Origin of the sequence: Streptomyces kronopolitis, assembly GCF_014646275.1 — a bacterium.
Taxonomy (GTDB): Bacteria; Actinomycetota; Actinomycetes; order Streptomycetales; family Streptomycetaceae; genus Streptomyces; species Streptomyces kronopolitis.
In genome coordinates, this window is sequence record NZ_BMND01000016.1 from 96,213 (window position 1) to 119,147 (window position 22,935).

The window sequence follows — 22,935 nt, forward strand, 5'->3', positions numbered from 1 at the left end:
CCCCCGCGCCGCGGGTCCGGGCAGAATGGCGGGGTGCGGCTCGAAGCGATCACCTGGGAACGGCTCACCGACGCGCTCGCCGAGCGCCTCGTGGCGATGCCGGCGAAGGACGGGAGCCCCTGGCTGCGGGTGGCCGTGGACGGGGCACCCGCGGCCGCGCCGGGCGACCTGGCCGGCCGGCTCGCCGAGGCGCTGCGGGTGCGGGGGCGGGCGGTGCACAAGGCCGGCACCTTCGGCTTCCTGCGCCCGGCCTCGCTGCGCCTGGAATACGGCCGTGAGGATCCCGACGCCTTCCACGACGAGTGGTTCGACCGGCAGGCCCTGTGGCGCGAGGTGTTCCAGCCGCTGGACCCGGGCGGCACCGGGCGGGTGCTGCCCGATCTGTGGGATCCGGTCGCGGACCGGGCGACCCGCAGCGGATACGTCGCACTTCCGCACGGCGGCGTCCTGTTGCTGCACGGCCCGCTGCTGCTCGGTCACTGGTTTCCCTTCGATCTCTCGGTGCATCTGAAGCTGTCACCCGCCGCGCTCGCCCGCCGCACCCCGCAGAGCGAGCGCTGGACGCTGCCGGCGTACGCGCGCTACGAGGCCGATACCCGGCCCGAGGAGGCGGCGGACATCGTCGTACGGGCCGACGACCCCCGCCGCCCGGCCTGGAACGGGACGCTCTGACCGCCGGGCCCGGCCCGGGGCACCCGCCCGGACTCAGACGAGCTGCCGTATCTCGCCGCGCACCCGGTAGAAACCACCCGCGGCCGCCGCCAGATCGTCGACGGCATACCGCGCCCCGGCCCGTCGGAGATGGCGCGGGAACTGCGTTCCAGGCCGGGCCGTCGAGGGCGCCGAGGAGACCTGACGCCGCGTCACCGGGCGGGCGGAGCGCTGCCCCTGGACCGCCGGTGCGTAGCCCTTGCGGGCCTTCTCGCCGATCTTCCGGGCGGCCGCGGCCCGCGCCTTCTTGCCGGTCGGGAACGTCGAGGCCTGCTGCTGGCCGTCGGCGCCGATCCGCCCGTAGCGCACCAAGACGACCGTGTCCCGCACCGTCACCTCGTAGAACGTGTGGGCGCCGCCGCCCTCTTGCGACAGCTCCAGATACGTCGTGTCCTCGGACATGGCGCTCCCCTCCCCGGGCAGCCCCACGGCCGTCCCCCGCTGAAAAAACCGTACGGGCGACCACTGACAACGGCTCGTGAAACCTCCATCGCGGGCCGCTGATCAGCGCGTTCGCGACGGCGGTTAGCGTGAGCGGGTGACGACTTCATTCAACGCACCCGACGAATCCGACGCGCTGCCCGGCAGCCGGGGGCCGGCCGCGACCGTGGAGGCGCTGCCGCGCTCCGTCGGCACCGTGACCATGACCTACGCCCCCGACCCCGACGGCGACCCGGACCCCGGGGAGATCGTGTGGACCTGGGTGCCCTACGAGGAGAACGACGGCCGCGGCAAGGACCGTCCGGTGCTGGTCGTCGCCCGTGAGACGGGCGGAACGCTGCTGGCCGTGCAGCTGTCCAGCAAGCGGCACCAGAACGACCGGGAGTGGGTGCCCCTCGGCACCGGCCCGTGGGACCGCGCGGGGCGCGACTCCTGGGTGGCCGTGGACCGGGTGCTGCGCGTGCATCCGGACGGGATGCGGCGCGAGGCCTGCGCACTGGACCGCGGCCGCTTCAACCTCGTCGTCAACCGGCTGCGCGAGCGCTACGGCTGGCGCTGACGGCCGCGCCCGGGATCAGGCCTCCGCTAGGGCCAGGAGCTTGCCGACGGTGTTCCAGTTGCGGGCGGTGGCCGTCACCCCGAGGCGGGCTCGGCTCACGGCCTCGGCGAGCTTGGAGCGCCCGATGCCACCGGGGCACCACAGATACAGTTCACGCCCGATCAGCCGGTACCGGTCGGGCGCGAACGCCGCCGGGTCGAGCGCGTCCAGCCGCGAGGTGTCGGCCGGTACCTCCGACAGGAACGTCACATGCAGGGTCTTGGGCTCCTCTGCGGCCTGCGGGAACGGATTCGCGGCGACGACGGTGGCCAGCTCCTTTGCCGTCCGGACCACGACCGGCACCGTCAGCCCGAGATCGGCGGCGATCCGCTCGTGCAGCATCCGGGCCGTCTCCGCCGGCGGCGTACCGGGGTCGGCGAAGACGATGTTGCCGGTCTGCAGCAGGACCGAGACGTCCTTCAGGCCCAGGGATGCGGCCAGCTCCAGCTGTGCGGCCTTGGGGAAGGAGTTGTGTCCGCCGACGTTGATGCCGCGGAGCAGAGCGATCTGACGGGACATGACACTGCCATTCGTGGGAGCCGGACCCGGTGCGGGCGGACGACGGACGGAATCAGAAGAGCGGCGCGGGCAGCACACCTTCCAGGGCCAGCAGCAGGCGCTTGGTCTCCAGGCCCCCGCCGAAGCCGCCGATCCCGCCGTCACTGGCGACGACGCGGTGGCAGGGCACGACCACCGGCAGCGGGTTGGAGCCCATCGCGGCGCCCACCGCGCGGGCGGCGCCCGGCTCCCCGGCGCGGTCGGCGAGATCCTGATAGCCGACGACGGCGCCATAGGGGACATCGCCGGCCAGGATCCGCAGGACACGGGCGGAGAACCCGGAGGACAGCGACCAGTCCAGCGGGACGGTGAAGGTCCGCAGCCGGCCGTCGAAATAGGCGGACAGCTCGGAGACGGCCGTCGCCAGATGCGGCAGGCCGGGAGCGGCGGTCCGCCGAAGAGCTGCTCCAGACGGGTCAGCGCGCGGCGGGCCGTGCGCGCGTCGGCATGGAAGACCACCTGGACCAGACCCGTGCGGGTCGCGGCGAGCAGCAGCGGACCGATGGGGGTCTCCAGGCGGGCCCAGGCCCAATCGCGCCCGGCCGTCTCCGGTGCCGCGCCCGGCGAGGGCGCCGGCGGGGAATCCTGCTCTTCGTGCGTCACCTGTTCAGGGTAGGACGCACCACTGACAACGCGGTCGGGAGCGGACCGGCGCCGGCCGCCGGCCCCGCCTCCCGCCCTCCCGGACGTCAGTCGTCCTCATCGCCTCCCACGGCGGCCCGCACCACGTCGGGCTTGTTGCTGATGATGCCGTCGACGCCCAGGCCGGCGACCTTGACCGCGGTCGCCGGGTCGTCGACGGTCCAGGTGTACAGGTCCAGTGGCCGGCGGTGCGGGCCCTTCAGCCCGTGGACGGCGGCCACGTACTCCCGGGTGACCACGGTGTGGACGGGGTTGATCTGGTCGCAGTACTTCGCGAACCTCGGGAGGTCGGCGACGGACGGATTGCCGAGGTAGCCCGTCCTCACCTCCGGCTGGAGCTTGTGCACCGTCTTGACGGCGTCCGCGCTGAAGCTCTGGATGACCAGCCGGTCCTTGAGGTGCGCGCTGTTCAGCCATCCCACGCTGCGCAGCTCCCGCAGGGTCTCCCGCTCGATGCCCGGGTAGAGCTCGGGGGACTTCAGCTCCATCAGCAGGCTCTGGTCGTTGTGCTCGACCTCGTCCATGTAGTCCTCGAGGGTCGGCACCTGCTCCCCCTTGAACTTCGCGCCGAACCAGCTGCCCGCGTCCAGTTTCTCGATCTCACGGAGCGTGAAGTCCGACACGTTCCACGGGGAGCGGCCGGGATAGACCTGCTCGACGTTGGTCGTCCGGGCGAGCGAGCTGTCATGGAGGATGACCAGCTCGCCGTCCTTGGTGCGCTGGACATCGTTCTCGACCCACCTGAATCCGAGCCGGTCGGCGGCGTCGATCGAGGCAAGCGTGTTCTCGGGGGCGTACGACGCGGCACCGCGGTGGGCGACCGTCACCGGAGGGTGTCCGTGCGGCGCGGCCTGGGCGGCCGGGGAGAGGACGAGCGCGGACAGACCCAGGAGCGCACCGGCGGCGACGGTGGCGACGGGGCGGATACGCATACGGACTCCTCGTGACGTCATGGACGTGAACTGACGTGAACTGACGTGTACCGGGGTCGGACGGACAGAGGCTCGCAGCCGGGAGGGAGCGGAGGACGGTGGTGCGGTGGCCGGGTGCTGAACGGGAAGCGGCGGGTGTTCCCTTCCGGAACGTCGCGCCGCCGCAGGCTGCCCGGATCAGACCTGCGACGGACGTACGTCCCGACGCCGTCCAACTTGCCGGAGCCACGGCATCCGCGCATCTTGACCGATGATGCGTCACCCGTCGTGCTTCTGAACGGTTTTGGTCGAACACCCCGCAGGCCGGACCGGCGCGGCCGGTTCGCGGACCGCCCCCGGTGATCACGGGACCGGTCCGCGGTATGACCGGTCCCGGCCGGGGCGGCCCGCCGGATGCCCCGGCACCGGCTCGGCTCCCGCCCCCGCAGTGTTCCGCGCGGGGGCCGCCGCACTCCGCGCGGTCCGCCGTCCGCCCCGCGCGGTCCGCCGACCGCACCGCCTGCGCCGACCGGGCCCCGCCGGCCACCGCGCGACGCTCCTCTCATCCCGCAAAGAGGCAGGTCAGAGCGCTACTCGCCTCGATTGTCAGTGCAGGGTCGTACGGTGGATTCCATGCGGCCCGTATCGAAGATCGAACGCACGGTGGCGCCTTTCGAGGTCGTCAGCCCCTTCCAGCCCAGCGGTGACCAGCCGACGGCCATCGCCGAGCTGGAGAAGCGCGTCCGCGGGGGTGAAAAGGACGTCGTCCTGCTGGGCGCCACGGGTACCGGAAAGTCGGCGACCACCGCGTGGATGGTCGAGAAGCTGCAGCGCCCGACGCTCGTCCTGGCGCCCAACAAGACCCTCGCGGCCCAGCTCGCCAACGAATTCCGCGAACTGCTGCCGAACAACGCCGTCGAATACTTCGTCTCCTACTACGACTACTACCAGCCCGAGGCGTACGTCCCGCAGTCCGATACGTACATCGAGAAGGACTCCTCCATCAACGAGGAGGTCGAACGGCTGCGCCACTCCGCCACGAACTCGCTGCTCACCCGGCGTGATGTCGTCGTGGTCGCCTCGGTGTCCTGCATCTACGGCCTCGGTACGCCGCAGGAGTACGTCGACCGGATGGTGCCGCTGAAGGTCGGCGACGAATTCGACCGCGACCAGCTGCTGCGCCGCTTCGTCGACATCCAGTACACCCGCAACGACGTGTCCTTCACCCGCGGCACCTTCCGGGTGCGGGGCGACACCATCGAGATCTTCCCGGTCTACGAAGAGCTGGCCGTGCGGATCGAGATGTTCGGCGACGAGATCGAGGCGCTGTCCACCCTCCACCCGCTCACCGGCGAGGTGATCAGCGACGACCAGGAGCTGTACATCTTCCCGGCCAGCCACTACATCGCGGGACCGGAGCGGATGGAGCGGGCCATCGCCGGGATCGAGGCCGAGCTGGCGGACAGCCTCGCCACCATGGAGAAGCAGGGCAAGACGCTGGAGGCCCAGCGGCTGCGGATGCGCACCACCTACGACATCGAGATGATGCGTCAGATCGGCTCCTGCTCGGGCATCGAGAACTACTCCATGCACATGGACGGCCGCGAGCCCGGCTCCGCGCCCAACACCCTCATCGACTACTTCCCGGACGACTTCCTCCTGGTCATCGACGAGTCGCATGTCACGGTCCCGCAGATCGGCGCCATGTACGAGGGTGACGCCTCCCGTAAGCGCACCCTCGTCGAGCACGGCTTCCGGCTGCCGTCGGCCATGGACAACCGGCCGCTGAAGTGGGAAGAGTTCCTCGGGCGCATCGGGCAGACGGTGTATCTGTCCGCGACCCCGGGCCCGTACGAGCTGGCCCGCGGGGACGGCTTCGTGGAGCAGATCATCCGTCCGACCGGCCTGGTCGACCCGGAGGTGGTGGTCAAGCCCACCGACGGCCAGATCGACGACCTGGTGCACGAGATCCGCGCGCGCACCGACAAGGACGAGCGCGTCCTGGTCACCACCCTCACCAAGAAGATGGCCGAGGACCTCACCGACTACTTCCTCGAGCTCGGCATCCAGGTCCGCTATCTGCACAGCGACGTGGACACCCTGCGGCGGGTGGAGCTGCTGCGCGAGCTGCGGGCGGGCGAGTACGACGTCCTGGTCGGCATCAACCTGCTGCGGGAGGGCCTCGACCTCCCCGAGGTCTCCCTGGTGGCCATTCTGGACGCCGACAAGGAGGGCTTCCTGCGGTCCGGTTCGGCGCTCATCCAGACCATCGGACGCGCGGCGCGCAACGTCTCCGGCCAGGTGCACATGTACGCCGACAAGGTCACCCCGGCGATGGAGAAGGCCATCGACGAGACCAACCGCCGCCGGGAGAAGCAGCTGGCCTACAACAAGGCGAACGGCATCGACCCGCAGCCGCTCCGGAAGAAGATCGGCGACATCGTCGCCACCATCGCCCGGGAGGAGATCGACACCCAGGAGCTGCTGGGCACGGGGTACCGCCAGGGCGCGGAGACCAAGGACAGCAAGGGCAAGGCACCGGTCCCGGCGCTGGGCGGCAAGGCCGCGAAGGGCAAGGGCGGCAAGGACGCGGCGGCCCTGACGGACCGTCCCGCCGCCGAACTGGCCGAGCTCATCGAGGAGATGACGGAGCGGATGCGGGCCGCCGCGGCCGAGCTGCAGTTCGAGGTCGCCGCCAGGCTCCGTGACGAGGTCGGCGAACTGAAGAAGGAGCTGCGGCAGATGCGGGAGGCCGGGGTGAAGTAGGGGGCGGTGTCAGGAGAGGGCGAGTGCACAGGGGGGCGCCCCGGTCGGTCCGCCCGGCGGGGCCGAATCCGTCGCTGTGGGGCATCACCGCAAGTGAACGGCTGATGCCCGGCGGCTCCCGATGTGTTGCAGAAGCGCCACAAAAGGCGGGCCGGATCCGCCGTCGGCGCGTCGGCGTGCATAGGGTCGAAGGGGCCGCCGGAAAGCTGGGCGGGGACAGTACAGAGAGGGGACGGCGCGTGTCGGTCAATTTGTCCAAGGGGCAGGGCATCAGCCTGGAGAAGTCCGATGGAGGAAGCCTGACCGCGGTGCGGATGGGGCTGGGGTGGCGTTCGGCGCCGCGCCGCGGGCTGTTCGGGAGGCGGACCAGCGAGATCGACCTCGATGCCTCGGCGGTGCTGTTCGCCGAGAAGAAGCCCATAGATGTCGTCTTCTTCCAGCACCTGACCAGCGATGACGGTGCGGTCCGGCACACCGGTGACAACCTGGTCGGCGGTGCCGGCAAGGGCGGTGACGACGAGGCGATCCTGGTGGACCTGGCGCGGGTGCCGGTGCACATCGACCAGATCGTGTTCACCGTCAACTCCTTCACCGGCCAGACCTTCGCCGAGGTGCAGGACGCCTTCTGCCGCCTGGTGGACGAGACCACCGGCGAGGAGCTGGCCCGCTACACCCTCACCGGCGGCGGCGACTACACCGCACAGGTCATGTCCAAGGTGCACCGGGTGGGCAGCGGCTGGCAGATGACCGCCATCGGTGAGCCCTCCGTCGGCCGTACCTTCCAGGACCTCGTGCCGGCGATCCTGCCGCACCTGTAGCCACCCACCGCGGCAGCGTGCACCGGGCCGCGCCGCCCCGGGCGCTCCGGCCCGCCGCCCGGAGCCAGGCCGGGAACGCGCCACGACAAGCAGGGGGAACACCGATGACGGCCGAGCTGGTCCGGGGGCAGAACCATCCGCTGGACCGGACGCGGGTGGAGATCCGGGTGGCGGCGGGCGGTCCCGTCATCGCCGGGGTCACGCTCGGCGACGCGGACGGCAGGCTCGCCGGCCCGGAGGCGGTGGCGCATCCGGGCGCGCCCCGGCGCACCGGGGTCGAGGTTCCCCGTCAGGCGGCCGCCGAGCAGCGCCTCGTGGTGGATCTCGACGCGCTGCCCGAGGCCGTCCACCGGGTCGGGGTGCTGCTGGCACTGCCCGGCGGGAGCGGTGCGCCGGCCACCTTCGGCGCGGCCGCCGCGCCCTCCGTCACGGTCACCGGCCTCGACGGCACCGCCCTCGCGCGCTACACCCTGACCGGCCTGGGCCCCGAGTCCGCCGTCGTCGCTGTGGAGCTCTACCGCAGGCAGGGCGCCTGGAAGGTGCGTGCCGTGGGCCAGGGCTACGAGGGCGGCCTCCCGGCGATGCTGCAGGACCATGGGTTGCCGCGGGCGACGGACCTGGCCGCGGAGATCGAGCAGGCGGTCGGCTTCGGGCAGGACGGCTCGGTCCCCGCGCCCGCCCCCGTGGCGGCGGCCCGCACCGAATCGTCCGGTGCCGCCCCGGCCGCCCCGCCCGCAGGGGATCTGCCGTCCCCCGCGCACCGCACAGCATCTGACGCCCCGACAGCCCCGGCGCACGGAACGGGAACCGGCCCCGCAGCCGCAGCCGCAGTCGCACCCGAAGCCGGGGCACCCTCCAACCCGCCTGCCGACACCCCCGTCGACTACAGGCACCCCCGACGCCACACCACCACCTCCACATCCCCCGACCCGTCCCCGTCCCCCACGCCCTCACCGAGCGCGCCGGCCGACGGCCCCGCTACACCTGCTACAACCGACGCCGCCACCCCGCCCAACGGCCCCGTCCCACCCGACGGCCCCCCGGTGCCGGTGGCCGGTGACGCCGTCGGATGGAGCATGGAGGAGCGGCTCTACCACCAGGTCTGGGGCATGTTCGAGGACCTGGCCCGCTCGGTCGCCGCCTACCGCAGCGCCGCCGACTTCGCCCGGACCCGTCTGGAGGAGGAGCTCGACGACGCCCTCGCCGACCCGCGCAGCCGCCTCGGTACGGCCGCCGACGCCGCCCGTGCCACCGCCCGCGATCGGCACGCCACCCTCCTGACCCGGGCGCGCGCCGTCCTCGACCGCGATCTGGGCCAGCTCGTGGCCGAGTCGGAGGTCGTGGAGCCCGCACTGCCGCCGGCCTTCGCCGGCTGGGACAGCCCCGTCTGGCAGGGCCACCACGCCTCCCCGGAGCGGCCGATGGCGCTGCGCCTGGGCGATCTCCACCTCCCGGAGGCCCCGGACCTGCGGATCCCCATGCTCGTCCGGCTCCCCCTGGAGCGCGGGCTGTGGATCGACAGCGGGCCGCCCGCCCAGGCCCACGGCGGTCGACCCGACCCCGAGCGGGAGGTCGGCCGGCGGGAGCTGGGCAGTGCGCTCACCGACGGGCCGCCCGACGAGGCGGCGCTGCGCCGCCTGGCCATGGAGACCGCCGTCGCGCTCGCCGCCCGGCTGCTCGCCGTTCACCCGCCCGGCGGCTTCGCGGTCCAGGTCATCGACCCGGCCGGCGGTGCGGCGCCCGCGCTCGCGCCCCTGGTGGAGAGCGGTGTGCTGCCCGCCCTTCCGGTGCCCGGCGCCCCGGGGGTGGCCTCGGTCCTGGACGACCTGACGCGGCGGGTCGAGCTGATGCAGATGGCCGTCCGCCACCGCGCCGCCGACGCGCTGCCGCCGGATCTCGACCCCGCCGACCAGCTGCTGATCGTGCACGACTTCCCGTACGGCTTCGACGACCGCGCGCTCACCCGGCTCCGCTATCTGGCCGACGAGGGGCCGGCGGTCGGGGTGCATCTCCTGATCGTCGCCGACCGCGCCGGGGCCCGGGAGCACGGCCCGGTGCTGGACCCGCTGTGGCGCTCCCTGCTGCGGATCACCCCCGTCCCCGACGCCCACCTCGCCGACCCCTGGGTCGGGCACGCCTGGACCTATGAACCCCTGCTCGCGCCCCGGGGCAGTCAGGTGGTGCGGCAGACACTGGAGCGGGCCGCAGCCGCGCGAAGGCTGCCCTGACGACTGCCGTGACGGCCGCCGCGACCTGCAATTTTACCCTTCTCTTTACTATTCATTGGGCTTCCTTTACGCTTCTTTGTGCGGAGGGGAGTATTCCTACGCGACGTACCCGTCATCACGGATTGCGAGTGTGACGAGATCCCGGGGCGTCGGTCCCGCCCCTCGAGGGGCGGCGGGGTGGAAGAGACCTCCGGCAGCGACGACGCTGTGAGTGCCGTACGAATCTGCCGGAGGAGCAGTGGACGTTTCCCCTACCCTGTGGGCGCTGACCATTCTTGGTCTGTGCGTCCTGATCGCCGCCGATTTCTTCATCGGTGGCCGCAAACCGCACGAGGTCTCCCTCAAGGAGGCCGGAATCTGGACCGGTGTCTGGATCGCGCTCGCCGCGCTGTTCGGCGTCGGGCTGCTGCTGTTCGCCGGCACCGCACCGGCCGGTGAGTTCTTCGCCGGCTTCATCACCGAGAAGTCCCTGAGCGTCGACAACCTCTTCGTCTTCGTCCTGATCATGGCGAAGTTCGCGGTCCCGGCGATCTACCAGCAGCGGGTGCTGATGGTGGGTGTGCTGATCGCGCTGGTGCTGCGGGCCGGCTTCATCAGCGCCGGCGCCGCGATCATCGCCAACTTCTCCTGGGTGTTCTACCTCTTCGGCGCGTTCCTCATCTGGACCGCGTGGAAGCTCATCAAGGAGGCGCGCGCCGAGGAGGAGGACGAGGAGTTCGAGGAGAACCGCTTCCTGAAGATGGTCGAGAAGCGCTTCCCGTCGACCGACACCTACCACGGGACCAAGCTGTTCATCGTCGAGAACGGCCGGCGGCTGATGACGCCGATGCTGATCGTCATGCTGGCGATCGGTACCACCGACGTCCTGTTCGCGCTGGACTCGATCCCGGCGATCTTCGGTCTGACCCAGGACCCGTACATCGTCTTCACCGCCAACGCCTTCGCCCTGATGGGTCTGCGGCAGCTGTACTTCCTGATCGGCGGACTGCTGAAGAAGCTGGTCCACCTCTCGTACGGCCTGTCGATCATCCTGGGCTTCATCGGCGTCAAGCTGGTGCTGCACGCGCTGCACGAGTCCGGGGTGCCCGTTCCGGAGATCAGCATTCCGGTCTCGCTGGGCGTCATCTGCGCCGTGCTGATCGTCACCACGATCACCAGCCTGCGGGCCTCGAAGAAGCAGGCGGAGGGCGAGGCCGCGGTCAAGGAGGACAGCGGCGTCTGAGGCCGCCGCCCGCCCGGATGCCACGACGGCGCCCGGCCCGCTCCGAGGGGGAGCGGGCCGGGCGCCGTCCGGTGGGTGCCGCTCGCCTACCAGCCGCGCTCGCGCCACTGCGCGAGCTGCGGCCGCTCCGCACCGAGCGTGGTGTCGTTGCCGTGGCCCGGATACACCCAGGTCTCGTCCGGCAGCCGGTCGAACAGCTCGCGCTCCACATCGTCGATCAGCCGGACGAAGTTCTCGGCGCTGCCGAAGGTGTTGCCGACGCCGCCGGGGAACAGGCAGTCCCCGGTGAACAGATGCGGGGCGCCGTGCGGGTCGTCGTAGACCAGCGCGATGCTGCCCGGGGTGTGCCCGACCAGATGACGCGCGGTCAGCTCGACCCGGCCGACGGTGAGCGTGTCGCCGTCGTCGACCGGCACCTCGGTGGGAACGGGGATGCCCTCGGCGTCGTACCGCCCGGCATACGTCCGCGCACCCGTCGCATCGACCACCTCGCGCAGCGCGCCCCAGTGGTCACCGTGCCGGTGCGTGGTGACCACCGAGGAGATGCCGCTGTCACCGATCAGGGCGAGAAGAGTGCGCGGCTCGGCGGCCGCGTCGATCAGCAACTGCTCATCGGTCGCCCGGCACCGCAGCACATAGGCGTTGTTGTTCATCGGACCGACCGCGACCTTCGAGATCATCAGGTCGGTCAGCTCGTGCACGTCGGCCGGTCCGCCGACCTTCACTGCTCCGCTGTAGCCCATGGGACCACTCTAGAGCGGCGGTACGGCGGGCAGCTCGGAGCCATGGCTGTCGAGTTTGCCGCCGTCACCGCGTCCGGTGAGCCAGCCGACCAGCGCGGTCGCCGGGCCCGTCACGACCACCGGCGCGGCCTCGCCGCCCGCCGCGGCCTCCCACCGGCCGGTGCGCCACCGGCCGCCCTCGTCGGCCCGCAGCTCCAGGGCGGGCAGCTCCGGACGGCCCGCGAACTTGACCGTGCACAGAAAGGCCAGCTCGCTGTCGACGAAGGCGGGCGACAGCTGGTCGACGGTGTGGCCGATGCCGAGGTCGACGTGGTGCAGCTCGACCTCCGTCAGCCGCCGCATCGGCAGCCGGTCGGCCCGCTCGACGACGCCGTTGCGCATCTCGACCTCGAACGGCCGGCGCGCCTCGGGCAGCGCCTCCATGGCCGCGTCGAAGCGTGCCGCCGCCTCCTCCAGGTCCGCCAGCTGTGCCGCCAACGGGCGGGCGGCGCCCCGCTCGATGTCGCGATCGCGCGCCTCGCCGCTCGCGTACATCGGCGTCCGCACGTCCGTCCGCGCCCAGGTCAGGAGGTTGCCCAGGGCGTCCGCGTTGCGTGCCAGATGGGTCAGGACATGGCCGCGGGTCCAGCCGGCGAGCAGCGACGGCTCGGCGAGCGCCGCGTCGTCGAGCGTGCGCACCGAGGCCATGAGGCGGCCGGTGGCCTCGCGGACGGCTGCCACATCGCGGGGGAAGTCAGGCGGGTTGAGGGTCATGGTCCGACGCTAGCGCCGCCGGGGCGCCGGCGGGAGTGCGCCGTGCGCCGATCGGGGCGTGCGCGGGAGCGTGTCGGCCAGGGCGGGCGGCGCGCGACGGCCGGGCCGCCGGCGCCGCCCATGGGCGGTCAGGCCGCCCCGTCGTCCGGCGTGCCGAACCAGCGCCGGAGCGCGGCCGTCAGCGCGTCGCCGGTGTCCGGCCCGCCGGGGGAGTCCGCCGCCCAGGCGGTGCAGCCGTCCGGCCGTACCAGAAGGCCGGCCAGACCGGGCCGCCCGGGGCAGTCCGCGCGCAGCAGCCGTATCCGGGAGCCGTAACCCGTCGCGCGCCGGAGCACGCTGTCGTCCCCGGTGAGGTCGAGCAACAGCCCCTGGCCGTCCCGGAGCCGGTCGGCGAGCCGGGTGCCGTCGGAGAACTCCAGGTCGGGGGCGCTTCGGCCGGTCAGCGGATGGTCGCCGGGCAGGTCGTAGCGCTGCTGGACGCCGGAGATCTTCTTGGCGAAGAACGTGGTGGCGGCGGTCGTGCCGGCCAGTTCGGCGAGCACCCCGCGCAGCGCCCGGGCGTGCGACTCCGGCCGCATCAGCGCCACTTGGGCCCGGGCCCAGTCCAGCACCCACGCCCCCAGGGGATGCCGCTCGGCCGTGTACGTGTCGAGCAGCCCCTCCGGCGCCCAACCGCGCACCGTGGCGGCGAGCTTCCAGCCGAGGTTCAGCGCGTCGCCGATGCCGAGGTTCAGCCCCTGGCCGCCGAACGGCGCGTGCACATGCGCCGCGTCACCGGCCAGCAGCACCCGCCCCGAGCGGTAATCGGGCACCTGGCGTGCGTTGTCGGTGAACCGGGTCGCCGTGAGCACCTTGTGGATCCGCACGTCCGGCACCCCGGAGACCCTCCGCAGGGAGGCCTCCAACTCCTCGGCCGTGACCGGGGATTCGCGGTCCGCCGGCGGCCCGTCGAACTCCACGGTGAGCAGCCGGCCGGGCAGCGGGCCGTGGGCGTACGTCCCGGTCCCGGTCCAGTTCCACCCGGCTCCCAGCGCCTCGCCGCCGGTCAGCTCCACCAGGGCCTGCCGGCCGGTGATCTCGGGCGCCGTGCCGGGGAACGGGAAGCCGGCGAGCCGGCGCACCGTGCTGCGGCCGCCGTCGCAGCCCACCAGCCAGCCGGCCCGCAGCGACCCGTCCGAGGTGTGCACGTGCACGCCGTCCGCAGCGGCGTCGAACCCGGTCAGGGTGGTGCCGCGGCGCAGGTCCACCCCGAGTTCGGCGGCCCGGACCTGGAGCAGCCGCTCCAGGTCCGCCTGTGCCACGAGACCGACCTCGGCGGCGGGCCCGGGGCCGTCGAAGTCCGGATCGGAGGAGTCCAGCAGGTCGCCGCGCAGCATGATGCCGGCGAAATGCCCGGCGAACCTCGCCGGCTGCCGCACCGGGGAGGCACCGGTGTCCCGGCGCTCGCGCACGAACGAGTCGAACTTCCCGAAGGCGGTGCGCTGCACCTCGGCCAGCGCGGGCAGCATCCCGCGGCGGTAGAAGGCCTCGGCGGCGGGGGTGTTGATCGACCCCGCCTTGATCGTGGTGTCCACCTCGGTCAGCCGTTCCAGGACGGCGACCGGGACACCGGCCAGTGCGAGTTCGCAGGCGAGCATCAGCCCCACCGGGCCGCCCCCTGCCACTACTACGTCTACGTCATGGCGCATGCACATGAGTGTAGTCACTAAAAAATTATGGCGACTAAAGATTGGCTAGAATTCCGGCCATGGCGGACGAGGAGCGGCGCGGCGGCGCGCGGACGGCGGACGGGGTGCGGACCGGCGGCCCGCGAGGGGAGAGCGGCTTCGCCGGGGAGGACGGGCGGCTGACGCTGCGCGAGCGCAAGAAGCTGCAGACCCGGCAGCGGATCTCCGGCGAGGCCACGCTGCTCTTCATCGAGCGCGGATTCGACCACGTCACGGTCGCCGAGGTGGCCCGCGCCGCCGAGGTCTCGACGATGACGGTCTTCAACTACTTCCCGCGCAAGGAGGACCTCTTCCTGGACCGGATCCCCGAGGCGCGGGAGCTGATCACCCGCGCCGTCCGGGAGCGCGGCGCGGACCGCTCGCCGCTCGCCGCGCTGCGCGCGCTGATGCTCGGGCTGGTGGCGGAGCGGCATCCGCTGTCCGCGGTGGGGGAGGGGTTCGGGCGCTTCTGGCGCACGGTGCTGGACTCCCCGGCGCTGCGGGCGCGGGGCCGCGAGGCGCTGGAGGAGGTGGAGGGCGACCTCGCCGGGGTGCTCGCGGAGGCCGCGGGCGGCGAGCCGGACCGGCCCGGGCACGACGCCCGGCTGGCCGCGGCGCTGATCGTCGCGGGGGTGCGGGCGGCCGCCGCCGGCGCGCTGGCCCGGCAGCTCGGGGGTGACCCGGTGGACGCGACGGCCGTTGAGTACACGGAGGTGCTGCACCGCACGTTCAACGCGTTGGAGCGGGCACTGCCCGACCTCGCCTGACGCGGGCGTTTCCGCAGCGTACGGGCGTGCGGGCGGGTCGGGAAGATTGTGCGGCCGCCACACGTTCGGGTGAAGAGGGCTTGCGACCTCTCAAAATCGAATGCGCGTGCTATAAGCTCGTGCGTGGCATCCCGACAACAGTGCCGCGGCGGGCCCCCTACCCTGGAGCGGGGGCTCTTCCGCTCCGTCGCCTCTGCTCACCCACCGCGCGGCGGACGCGGGGCCGCGGCCCCCGCCCCCTTCCAAGAAAGGTGCCGACCGGCGTGGCCGACCGTCTCATCGTCCGTGGCGCTCGCGAGCACAACCTCAAGAACGTCTCGCTCGACCTCCCCCGCGACTCCCTCATCGTCTTCACGGGGCTCTCCGGGTCGGGCAAGTCCTCGCTCGCCTTCGACACGATCTTCGCCGAGGGGCAGCGGCGTTATGTCGAGTCGCTCTCCTCCTACGCCCGGCAGTTCCTCGGGCAGATGGACAAGCCCGATGTGGACTTCATCGAGGGCCTGTCCCCCGCGGTGTCGATCGACCAGAAGTCGACCTCGCGCAACCCCCGCTCGACGGTCGGCACGATCACCGAGGTCTACGACTACCTCCGCCTGCTCTTCGCCCGTATCGGCAAGCCGCACTGTCCCGAGTGCGGGCGGCCGATCGCCCGGCAGTCGCCGCAGGCCATCGTCGACAAGGTGCTCGAACTCCCCGAGGGCAGCCGCTTCCAGGTGCTCTCCCCGCTGGTGCGCGAGCGCAAGGGCGAGTTCGTCGACCTCTTCTCCGACCTCCAGGCCAAGGGCTACAGCCGCGCCCGGGTGGACGGCGAGACGATCCAGCTCTCCGAGCCGCCGAAGCTGAAGAAGCAGGAGAAGCACACCATCGAGGTGGTCGTCGACCGCCTCACGGTCAAGGAGAGCGCCAAGCGCCGCCTGACCGACTCCGTCGAGACCGCCCTCGGGCTCTCCGGCGGCATGGTCATCCTCGACTTCGTCGATCTGGACGCGGACGACCCGCAGCGCGAGCGGATGTATTCGGAGCATCTGTACTGCGCCTACGACGACCTCTCCTTCGAGGAGCTGGAGCCCCGCTCCTTCTCCTTCAACTCGCCCTTCGGCGCCTGCCCCGACTGCACCGGCATCGGCACGCGCATGGAGGTCGACCCCGAGCTGATCATCCCCGACGAGGACCGCTCCCTCGACGAGGGCGCGATCCACCCCTGGTCGCACGGCCACACCAAGGAGTACTTCGGCCGCCTGGTCGGCGCGCTGGCCGACGCCCTCGGATTCCGTACGGACATCCCCTGGGCAGGGCTGCCGGCCCGCGCCAAGAAGGCGCTGCTGCACGGCCACAAGACCCAGATCGAGGTGCGCTACCGCAACCGGTACGGCCGCCAGCGGGCCTACACCACCCCCTTCGAGGGAGCCGTGCCGTTCGTCAAGCGGCGGCACTCCGAGGCGGAGAGCGACAGCAGCCGGGAGCGCTTCGAGGGCTACATGCGCGAGGTGCCCTGCCCGACCTGTGAGGGCACCCGGCTCAAGCCGATCGTGCTCGCCGTCACGGTCCAGCAGAAGTCGATCGCCGAGGTCGCGGCCATGTCGATCAGCGACTGCGCCGACTTCCTGCGGGAGATGAGGCTCGACGCGCGGGAGAAGAAGATTGCCGAGCGGGTCCTCAAGGAGGTCAACGAGCGGCTGAAGTTCCTGGTCGACGTCGGCCTGGACTACCTCTCGCTGAACCGCGCGGCCGGCACCCTCTCCGGCGGCGAGGCCCAGCGCATCCGGCTCGCCACCCAGATCGGCTCCGGCCTGGTGGGCGTGCTCTACGTCCTCGACGAGCCGTCGATCGGCCTGCACCAGCGCGACAACCACCGGCTCATCGAGACCCTGGTGCGGCTGCGCGACATGGGCAACACCCTGATCGTCGTGGAGCACGACGAGGACACCATCAAGATCGCGGACTGGGTCGTGGACATCGGCCCCGGCGCGGGCGAGCACGGCGGCAAGGTCGTGCACAGCGGCCCGATGAAGCAGCTGCTCACCACCAAGGAGTCGATCACCGGCCAGTACCTGTCCGGCAAGAAGTCCATCGCGACCCCGGACATCCGGCGGCCCGCCGACCCGGCGCGGCGGCTGACGGTGCACGGCGCGAAGGAGAACAACCTCCGCGACATCGACGTCTCCTTCCCGCTCGGGGTGTTCACCGCCGTCACCGGCGTCTCCGGCTCCGGCAAGTCGACGCTGGTCAACGACATCCTCTACACCCACCTCGCGCGCGAGCTGAACGGCGCCAAGTCGGTGCCGGGGCGGCACACCCGGGTCGCCGGTGACGATCTGGTGGACAAGGTCGTCCATGTCGACCAGTCGCCGATCGGCCGCACCCCGCGCTCCAACCCGGCCACCTACACCGGCGTCTTCGACCACGTCCGCAGGCTCTTCGCGGAGACGATGGAGGCCAAGGTCCGCGGCTATCTGCCGGGGCGCTTCTCCTTCAACGTCAAGGGCGGCCGCTGCGAGAACTGCTCCGGCGACGGCACCATCAAGATCGAGATGAACTTCCTGCCGGATGTGTATGTGCCGTGCGAGGTCTGCCACGGGGCGCGCTACAACCGGGAGACGCTGGAGGTCCACTACAAGGGCAAGTCCATCGCCGAGGTGCTGGACATGCCCATCGAGGAGGCGCTGAGCTTCTTCGAGGCGGTGCCCACCATCGCCCGGCACCTCAAGACGCTCCACGAGGTCGGCCTCGGGTACGTCCGGCTCGGGCAGTCCGCGCCGACGCTCTCCGGCGGTGAGGCGCAGCGCGTCAAGCTCGCCAGCGAACTCCAGAAGCGCTCCACGGGCAGCACGGTCTACGTCCTCGACGAGCCGACCACCGGTCTGCACTTCGACGACATCAGCAAGCTGATCAATGTGCTGTCCGGGCTGGTCGACAAGGGCAACACGGTGATCGTCATCGAGCACAACCTCGATGTGATCAAGACCGCGGACTGGGTCGTCGACATGGGCCCCGAGGGCGGCAACGGCGGTGGTCTGGTCGTCGCCGAGGGCACCCCGGAGGACGTGGCGTCGATCCCCGCCAGCCACACCGGCAAGTTCCTGCGGGAGATCCTCGGCGGCCGCGTCAGCGATGCGGCTCCGGCGGCGTCCGGCAGGAAGCCGGCGGCCAAGAAGTCCGCGGCGGCGAAGGCCCCCGCCAAGAAGGCCGCCGCGAAGAAGACCGCGGCCAAGAAGACGGCCGCTACGAAGACCGCCGCCACGAAGTCGACGGCGCGGGCCCGCCGGACCTGACCCCGGCGAGCACGCTCCCGGAACGGGCCGTCACCGCACTCCCCAGGGGCGGTGGCGGCCCGTCGCGGCACCGGGCAGCGGACCCCCGGGCACGGTGGCGGTTGGTCGCCGCACAAGGTGGCGGACCCCAGGAGCGCGCTGCCGCACCTGCTACGCCGTCGCCGTCTCCTGCGTGGCCACCCTCACCCCGCCACCTCCGCTACAACGCCACTCCGCTACCCCGCCACCTCCGCCGCGAACGGCGGTTGCGCGCCCGCGCGCGAGCAGGTCACCGCGGCCGCCCGGGCGGCGAACCGCAGGATGTCGCGCCAGTCGTCGTCGCCGAGCGCGCGGACGGCGGCGTACGACAGGGCGCCATGGGCGTCCAGGCGGTGCAGCAAGGCGGCGTTGACCGTGTCACCGGCACCGATGGTGTCGACGACCTCGACCCGTTCGCCGGGGACCGACAGCGCGCCGCCTCGCGTCAGCACCGTCAGGCCGTCCCCGCCGCGGGTCAGGACGATCGCCGCCGGCCCCTCGTCCAGCCACTCCTTGGCCGCCGCGGTGACCGCCTCCCGGCCGCCGTCCGCCGCGTCCTCGGCTCCCGCCAGCCACAAGGCGTCCTCCTCCGACAGCTTCAGCAGGGCGACGTCGGGGAGCCAGGCGCGGAAGCGGGCCCGGTAGGCGTCCGGGTCGGGGATCAGACCGGCCCGGATATTGGGGTCCAGGGCCGTGAAGACCCCGCGCCCGGCCTCGCGGCGCAACAGGGACTCATAGGCGCTCGCCCCCGGCTCCAGGATCAGCGAGCAGGTGCCCAGGGACAGCGCGCGGACCGTGTCGGGCAGCGCCGGCGGCAGGGCGAAGAGCCGGTCGGCGGTGCCCTCGGCGTAGAAGCCGTAGCCAGCCGACCCGTCCGGGCTGATGTCGGCCACCGCCAGGGTGGTCGGCTCGCTGCCGCGCTGCACCAGCGAGGTGTCCACGCCGCTGCGGTGCAGCCCGTCCAGCAGCGATGCGCCGAAGGCATCGGTGGAGACGCGGGAGCAGAACGCGGTGGGCGAGCCCAGCCGCCCCAGCGCGACCGCGGTGTTGTACGGGCCGCCACCGCGCTGCGGCTGCAGCGCCGGAAGCCGGCCGTCCGGGGCGGCGTCCTCCTCACCCGGCCGGGCCGGGGAGGGCTGCTGCGGACTGGGGACGAGGTCGATCAGTGCCTCGCCGGCGACGACGATCACGGGGTGGGGTTCCTTTCCTGGGCGGACGGGGGCGCGGCCGGGGCGGGTTCGGGGCAGCCGCACGAGGTGCGGTGCACAAAGTCGCAGGGGAGGCGGACGGTGCGCGGCGGCCGGTCCGGCTGCTCCAGGCGCGCCAGCAGTAGCCGGACCGCCACCGCCCCGATCTCCCTGCTGGGCTGGGCGATCACGGTCAGCCGCGGCGTGAACAGATCGGCCCACGAGAAGTCGTCGAAACAGGCGAGAGCGATGTCGCGGGGCACCTCCAGGCCCCGTTCGCGCAGCGCCCGGAGTGCGCCGATGGTCATCGCGTTGTTGGCGGTGACGAGCGCGGTGGGCGGCGCCGGCGCGGCGAGCAGCTGCCGGGTGGCGTCCTGGGCGCCCGCCGCCTCGGAGTTGCCGCTCGCGAGGAGTTCGGGGGCGAACGGCAGCCCGCGGGCGTGCAGTCCCTCGCGGTAGCCCTGGACGCGCTCGGTGGTCGTGCTCAGCCCGGGGAGGCCGGCCACCAGGCCGATCCGGGTGTGCCCCCGGTCGGCCAGGTGCTCCACCAACTGCCGCACCGGGCCGGTGTTGTCGGCGCACACCTGGTCGTGCCCGTCGCCCACCAGCCGGTCCAGGAAGACGGTGGGCACCTCGCGCCGGGCCAGGTACGCCACCATCTCGGCGGGCTCCGCGGACGGCGCGACGATCATGCCGTCCACCCGCCGCTCGTGCAGCAGCTGGACGACCGTGCGCTCGCGGTGCGGGTCGTCGTGCGGATCGGCGAGCAGCAGGCTGTAGCCGGCCGCCAGGGCACCGGCCTCGACGCCCTGGAGGATCTCGGTGAAGTACGGGTTGCTGATCGCCGAGACCGCCAGGCCGATCGAGCGGGTGCGGGCGGTGACCAGGGAGCGGGCCAGGGTGTTGTGGGTGTAGCCGAGCGCGTCGATGGCGCCGAGCACCGCATCACGGGTACCGGGGCGCACCGGCCTCGTCCCGTTCAGCACGTGCGAGACCGTGGCGACGGACACCCCCGCGCGCCGCGCCACATCCGCCATCGTCGTCATCCGGTGCTCTCTCCCGTAGGTGCGGCGTCCCGGGGCCGCCGCTTTCGGCGCGGTCCCGTCCTGCGAGGGCCCACCCTACGAGCCCAGCGGGCAAACGTAAACGCTTACGTAAGCGTTTACGCGGAGTTCCGTGGGGCGGGCGGCTCTCCTGTGCAGACACCCGGACGACGTCCCCTGCCGTCTGCCCGGGGAGGTGAGAGCACCGGCCCGACCTGCGCCGGTGTGACGCGCTCCCGCCGCCCGCCACCTGTCGTGGTCGCGGACCCTGGCCGCAAATACGGGGAGGGCCGCCGGGGCCTGTCGCGGGACGTCCGGCCCGGCCGGAAGCGGAGCGGTCTGTGCCGGTATCGTCGTCAGCCGCCAGCCACTGACGACGTCCCCTCTGGAGCAGCCATGAGCCAGCCACCCGCCCGCCGCACCGTGTTGCGGGGAGCCGCGCTCGCGGGTGCCGCCGGCTTCGGGCTGGCCGCCTGCTCGCCGGGGGACTCGGGCGCGAACGCCTCGGCGGTGCCCGACCAGCCGGTGGAGCTCGGGGCGGCGGCCGAGGTGCCGGTCGGCGGCGCCAAGCTCTACCGCGAGGACCGCCTCGTGGTGTCGCAGCCCGCCAAGGGCACCTACAAGTGCTTCAGCGCCAAGTGCACCCACGCCGGCTGCATCCTGTCGGAGGTCGAGAAGAAGGAGGGCAGCTGCCCCTGCCACGGCAGCCGCTTCGACGTCACCACCGGCAAGGTCCTCCAGGGGCCGGCGGCCGACCCGCTGCCCGAGGTCCCGGTCAAGGCCAAGAACGGCAAGCTGATCGCGGGCTGAGGCATCGGTCTGCCGTTCGAACCTCCTCCGGGCGCGCACCCGCTCGCCGGGACTCGGGACGCTCGCGGACGCCCTGCTGCCGGTAACTGAGCCCGGCCGCGCTGCTGGTGATGCCGCGTTCGAGCCTGTCCACTCCCGCCACGGACGGCTCACCGCCACCGACTCCGTTCCCCACCCCAACCTGGGCTCTCCCGAACGCGGTTGGCTCCGTCGCGACCCCGTGCGGAGGGAGGTCGGCACCGGGTGTTCGGCGGGGATCAGGATCCGGTGGGCCTCCGGCGGTGGCCACATGCATGTGATGTACGGACATGACACGGCACGCAATTGGGTCTACCGCGGCGATCTCTGGCGACCAATAATCGCCACCACTGGGACGATTTCGACTACTACGTGAACGGCAGCTCCTTCGCCTGGACACACTCCCCGTAGTGGAGAGGAGCCTTGAGGCCATGACGAAGCGCACCGCCGTCCGCACCGCCTGCCGCGCCGTCGCCACCGGGGCGGTCGCGACCGCCCTCATCGGCCTCGCCCCGCACACCGCACCGGCCGCACCCGCCCCCGCGCCGCGGGTCCCGGCCCGGGCGAGTCTCACCGTCGCCGATGCGGCGGCCGGCGCGCCCGCCACCCTGGACCGGCTCGCCCGGTACTTCGCCGGCGAGCGGCGGCGCGGCGGTGCCGGGGCGGCCGGGGCCGCACAGGCCGCCCCGCGCCTCGTGGGCGGCACGGTTCCCGTGTACGGCCTGTCACCGGACTTCGTCCACGGCCGGTCCGCGGCCCCGGTCGCCCGGCTGGAATTCCTCGCCACCAAAGCGGTGGCCGCCGACGGCCGCACCGCCTCGGTGTGGACCGCCGAGCGGGGCGGCGCCTGGAAGGTCGTCACCATCACCGGCGGCGACGAGGAGGCCCGCTACGCCGCGCCCGCGGCCGCGCGGGACCAGGGCGGCACGGTCTTCCGGGAGCCCCGGATCGACGCCTGGTACGTCCAGCACGGCGACCGGATCGAGCCGCTGGACGCCGACGCCCGCGCGGCCGTCGGCGCGCACGGCACCACCGTCGCCGCCTACCGCACACGGGTGGCGAAGGCCTACGGCGCCAAGGCGGCGGGCTCCGCGTACGGCAAGCGCGCCGAGGACGGCGGCCACGGGCGGCATGCCACCAGGTGGCATCACCACAGGGCGCCCCTGGAGGCCACGGCGCTGGCTGGCGACTCCTTCCCGGTGGCCGCGGCCTCGACGGTGGCGGCCGCCGCCGCGCTGCTTGCCCTGGGACTGTCCGCCGGAGTGGCACTGCGCCGCCGGTACAGCCACTGAGCCACCCGTATAGCCACCGGGCCAGCGGTACGGCTACCGAGCCGGGCGTCTCGCCGTTGCCGGAGCGCCGGAGATGGGGGTCGCTACGGATGGACGGGTGAGCCCGGCCCGTAGGGGGATTGACGGGGCGTCATCCTCTGGAGCCGCCCGTCCGGCCGCTTGCCGCCCACCTGTCCACACACCCGCCGACGCACCCCGCGAGCCCCCGGGAACGGGGAGCCGCCCCACCCCCTCGCGCGCCACCCCGAAGCGACCGAGCCCTGACGCCCACCCCGACCGGACCACGCACCCCCGCCCTCACCCATCACCCCAGCCCCACCCACCTCCTCCCGTCCCACGACGCCCGAGCCCCTCCCCCCCACCACCCCGCAACCCCTCCCGCGCCACAGGCGGCGCCCACGGGGGCCCGGCCACGGCGGTGCGACACCGCG

At 72.6% G+C, this 22,935-nt stretch carries 17 protein-coding genes and 2 pseudogenes; 10 read left to right on the plus strand and 9 right to left on the minus strand.

Going from position 1 to position 22,935, the window contains the following annotated elements; translation table 11 throughout:
• Positions 1–33: 33 nt before the first annotated feature.
• Entirely contained in the window at positions 34–672 is a 639-nt protein-coding gene (locus IEY78_RS18690) for a nucleoside/nucleotide kinase family protein (RefSeq protein ID WP_189099728.1), read from the plus strand.
• Between the two features lie 99 nt (positions 673–771).
• On the opposite strand, the pseudogene IEY78_RS18695 reads toward IEY78_RS18690, so the two are convergent.
• A pseudogene (locus tag IEY78_RS18695) lies at positions 772–1,113 on the minus strand (WGR domain-containing protein); the annotation flags it as partial.
• A gap of 136 nt (positions 1,114–1,249) precedes the next feature.
• Between IEY78_RS18695 and IEY78_RS18700 the strand changes: the two are divergent.
• Positions 1,250–1,711, plus strand: coding sequence for a type II toxin-antitoxin system PemK/MazF family toxin (locus IEY78_RS18700; protein WP_189099730.1), 462 nt, complete (start codon positions 1,250–1,252; stop codon positions 1,709–1,711).
• A gap of 15 nt (positions 1,712–1,726) precedes the next feature.
• Here IEY78_RS18700 and IEY78_RS18705 read toward each other — a convergent pair whose 3' ends face one another.
• From IEY78_RS18705 to IEY78_RS18715, 3 genes and pseudogenes are all read right to left on the minus strand, one after another.
• Positions 1,727–2,269 carry a DUF1697 domain-containing protein gene (locus IEY78_RS18705; protein WP_189099732.1) on the minus strand — a complete coding sequence of 181 codons (543 nt, stop codon included), beginning with the start codon at positions 2,267–2,269 and terminating at the stop codon, positions 1,727–1,729.
• Positions 2,270–2,321: 52 nt separating this feature from the next.
• A pseudogene (locus IEY78_RS18710) lies at positions 2,322–2,911 on the minus strand (methylated-DNA--[protein]-cysteine S-methyltransferase).
• 86 nt (positions 2,912–2,997) lie between these two features.
• On the minus strand, positions 2,998–3,882 hold the full coding sequence (locus tag IEY78_RS18715; RefSeq protein WP_189099734.1) for a glycerophosphodiester phosphodiesterase: 885 nt from the start codon (positions 3,880–3,882) through the stop codon (positions 2,998–3,000).
• Positions 3,883–4,494: 612 nt separating this feature from the next.
• Here IEY78_RS18715 and uvrB point away from each other — a divergent pair.
• The 4 genes from uvrB to IEY78_RS18735 all read left to right on the plus strand — a co-directional run bounded on the left by uvrB (position 4,495) and on the right by IEY78_RS18735 (position 10,895).
• Positions 4,495–6,627, plus strand: a complete 2,133-nt coding sequence (gene uvrB, locus IEY78_RS18720; protein WP_189099736.1) for an excinuclease ABC subunit UvrB — start codon at positions 4,495–4,497, stop codon at positions 6,625–6,627.
• 239 nt (positions 6,628–6,866) lie between these two features.
• Complete coding sequence (locus IEY78_RS18725) at positions 6,867–7,445, plus strand: TerD family protein (protein ID WP_189099738.1); 579 nt, start codon at positions 6,867–6,869, stop codon at positions 7,443–7,445.
• A 104-nt stretch (positions 7,446–7,549) separates the two neighbouring features.
• On the plus strand, positions 7,550–9,673 hold the full coding sequence (locus IEY78_RS18730) for a TerD family protein (protein ID WP_189099740.1): 2,124 nt from the start codon (positions 7,550–7,552) through the stop codon (positions 9,671–9,673).
• A gap of 238 nt (positions 9,674–9,911) precedes the next feature.
• Positions 9,912–10,895, plus strand: a complete 984-nt coding sequence (locus IEY78_RS18735) for a TerC family protein (RefSeq protein WP_189099742.1) — start codon at positions 9,912–9,914, stop codon at positions 10,893–10,895.
• An 86-nt stretch (positions 10,896–10,981) separates the two neighbouring features.
• On the opposite strand, the gene IEY78_RS18740 is transcribed toward IEY78_RS18735, so the two are convergent.
• From IEY78_RS18740 to IEY78_RS18750, 3 genes are all read right to left on the minus strand, one after another.
• The gene (locus IEY78_RS18740) at positions 10,982–11,638 is read right to left on the minus strand and encodes an MBL fold metallo-hydrolase (RefSeq protein ID WP_189099744.1); all 657 of its coding nucleotides are present in this window, start codon (positions 11,636–11,638) and stop codon (positions 10,982–10,984) included.
• Between the two features lie 9 nt (positions 11,639–11,647).
• Positions 11,648–12,391, minus strand: coding sequence for a maleylpyruvate isomerase family mycothiol-dependent enzyme (locus tag IEY78_RS18745; RefSeq protein WP_189099746.1), 744 nt, complete (start codon positions 12,389–12,391; stop codon positions 11,648–11,650).
• Between the two features lie 128 nt (positions 12,392–12,519).
• Complete coding sequence (locus IEY78_RS18750) at positions 12,520–14,079, minus strand: FAD-dependent monooxygenase (protein ID WP_189099748.1); 1,560 nt, start codon at positions 14,077–14,079, stop codon at positions 12,520–12,522.
• Between the two features lie 59 nt (positions 14,080–14,138).
• Here IEY78_RS18750 and IEY78_RS18755 point away from each other — a divergent pair, with 59 nt between their 5' ends.
• A complete protein-coding gene (locus IEY78_RS18755; protein ID WP_189099749.1) occupies positions 14,139–14,864 on the plus strand; it encodes a TetR/AcrR family transcriptional regulator in 726 nt (241 codons plus the stop codon).
• 263 nt (positions 14,865–15,127) lie between these two features.
• Complete coding sequence (gene uvrA, locus IEY78_RS18760; RefSeq protein WP_189099751.1) at positions 15,128–18,136, plus strand: excinuclease ABC subunit UvrA; 3,009 nt, start codon at positions 15,128–15,130, stop codon at positions 18,134–18,136.
• Between the two features lie 215 nt (positions 18,137–18,351).
• Here uvrA and IEY78_RS18765 read toward each other — a convergent pair whose 3' ends face one another.
• Together IEY78_RS18765 and IEY78_RS18770 are read right to left on the minus strand one after the other, a co-directional pair.
• Complete coding sequence (locus IEY78_RS18765; RefSeq protein WP_189099753.1) at positions 18,352–19,344, minus strand: carbohydrate kinase family protein; 993 nt, start codon at positions 19,342–19,344, stop codon at positions 18,352–18,354.
• Positions 19,341–20,387 carry a LacI family DNA-binding transcriptional regulator gene (locus IEY78_RS18770; protein ID WP_189099755.1) on the minus strand — a complete coding sequence of 349 codons (1,047 nt, stop codon included), beginning with the start codon at positions 20,385–20,387 and terminating at the stop codon, positions 19,341–19,343. The genes IEY78_RS18765 and IEY78_RS18770 overlap by 4 nt, the downstream gene beginning before the upstream one ends.
• Before the next feature lie 393 nt (positions 20,388–20,780).
• On the opposite strand from IEY78_RS18770, the gene IEY78_RS18775 reads away from it, so the two are divergent.
• Positions 20,781–21,194 (plus strand): Rieske (2Fe-2S) protein, encoded by a 414-nt coding sequence (locus IEY78_RS18775; RefSeq protein WP_189099757.1) that lies wholly within the window; start codon positions 20,781–20,783, stop codon positions 21,192–21,194.
• A gap of 449 nt (positions 21,195–21,643) precedes the next feature.
• Entirely contained in the window at positions 21,644–22,504 is an 861-nt protein-coding gene (locus IEY78_RS18780; RefSeq protein WP_189099759.1) for a hypothetical protein, read from the plus strand.
• Positions 22,505–22,935 lie beyond the last annotated feature (431 nt).

Excerpts from the sequence above, each read along its gene's own strand:
- IEY78_RS18705 (WP_189099732.1), bottom strand. The coding sequence starts at position 2,269 with ATGTCCCGTCAGATCGCTCTGCTCCGCGGCATCAACGTCGGCGGACAC.
- IEY78_RS18715 (WP_189099734.1), bottom strand. The coding sequence starts at position 3,882 with ATGCGTATCCGCCCCGTCGCCACCGTCGCCGCCGGTGCGCTCCTGGGT.
- uvrB (WP_189099736.1), top strand. The coding sequence starts at position 4,495 with ATGCGGCCCGTATCGAAGATCGAACGCACGGTGGCGCCTTTCGAGGTC.
- IEY78_RS18730 (WP_189099740.1), top strand. The coding sequence starts at position 7,550 with ATGACGGCCGAGCTGGTCCGGGGGCAGAACCATCCGCTGGACCGGACG.
- IEY78_RS18740 (WP_189099744.1), bottom strand. The coding sequence starts at position 11,638 with ATGGGCTACAGCGGAGCAGTGAAGGTCGGCGGACCGGCCGACGTGCAC.
- IEY78_RS18745 (WP_189099746.1), bottom strand. The coding sequence starts at position 12,391 with ATGACCCTCAACCCGCCTGACTTCCCCCGCGATGTGGCAGCCGTCCGC.
- IEY78_RS18750 (WP_189099748.1), bottom strand. The coding sequence starts at position 14,079 with ATGCGCCATGACGTAGACGTAGTAGTGGCAGGGGGCGGCCCGGTGGGG.
- IEY78_RS18755 (WP_189099749.1), top strand. The coding sequence starts at position 14,139 with ATGGCGGACGAGGAGCGGCGCGGCGGCGCGCGGACGGCGGACGGGGTG.
- IEY78_RS18770 (WP_189099755.1), bottom strand. The coding sequence starts at position 20,387 with ATGACGACGATGGCGGATGTGGCGCGGCGCGCGGGGGTGTCCGTCGCC.
- IEY78_RS18775 (WP_189099757.1), top strand. The coding sequence starts at position 20,781 with ATGAGCCAGCCACCCGCCCGCCGCACCGTGTTGCGGGGAGCCGCGCTC.
- IEY78_RS18780 (WP_189099759.1), top strand. The coding sequence starts at position 21,644 with ATGACGAAGCGCACCGCCGTCCGCACCGCCTGCCGCGCCGTCGCCACC.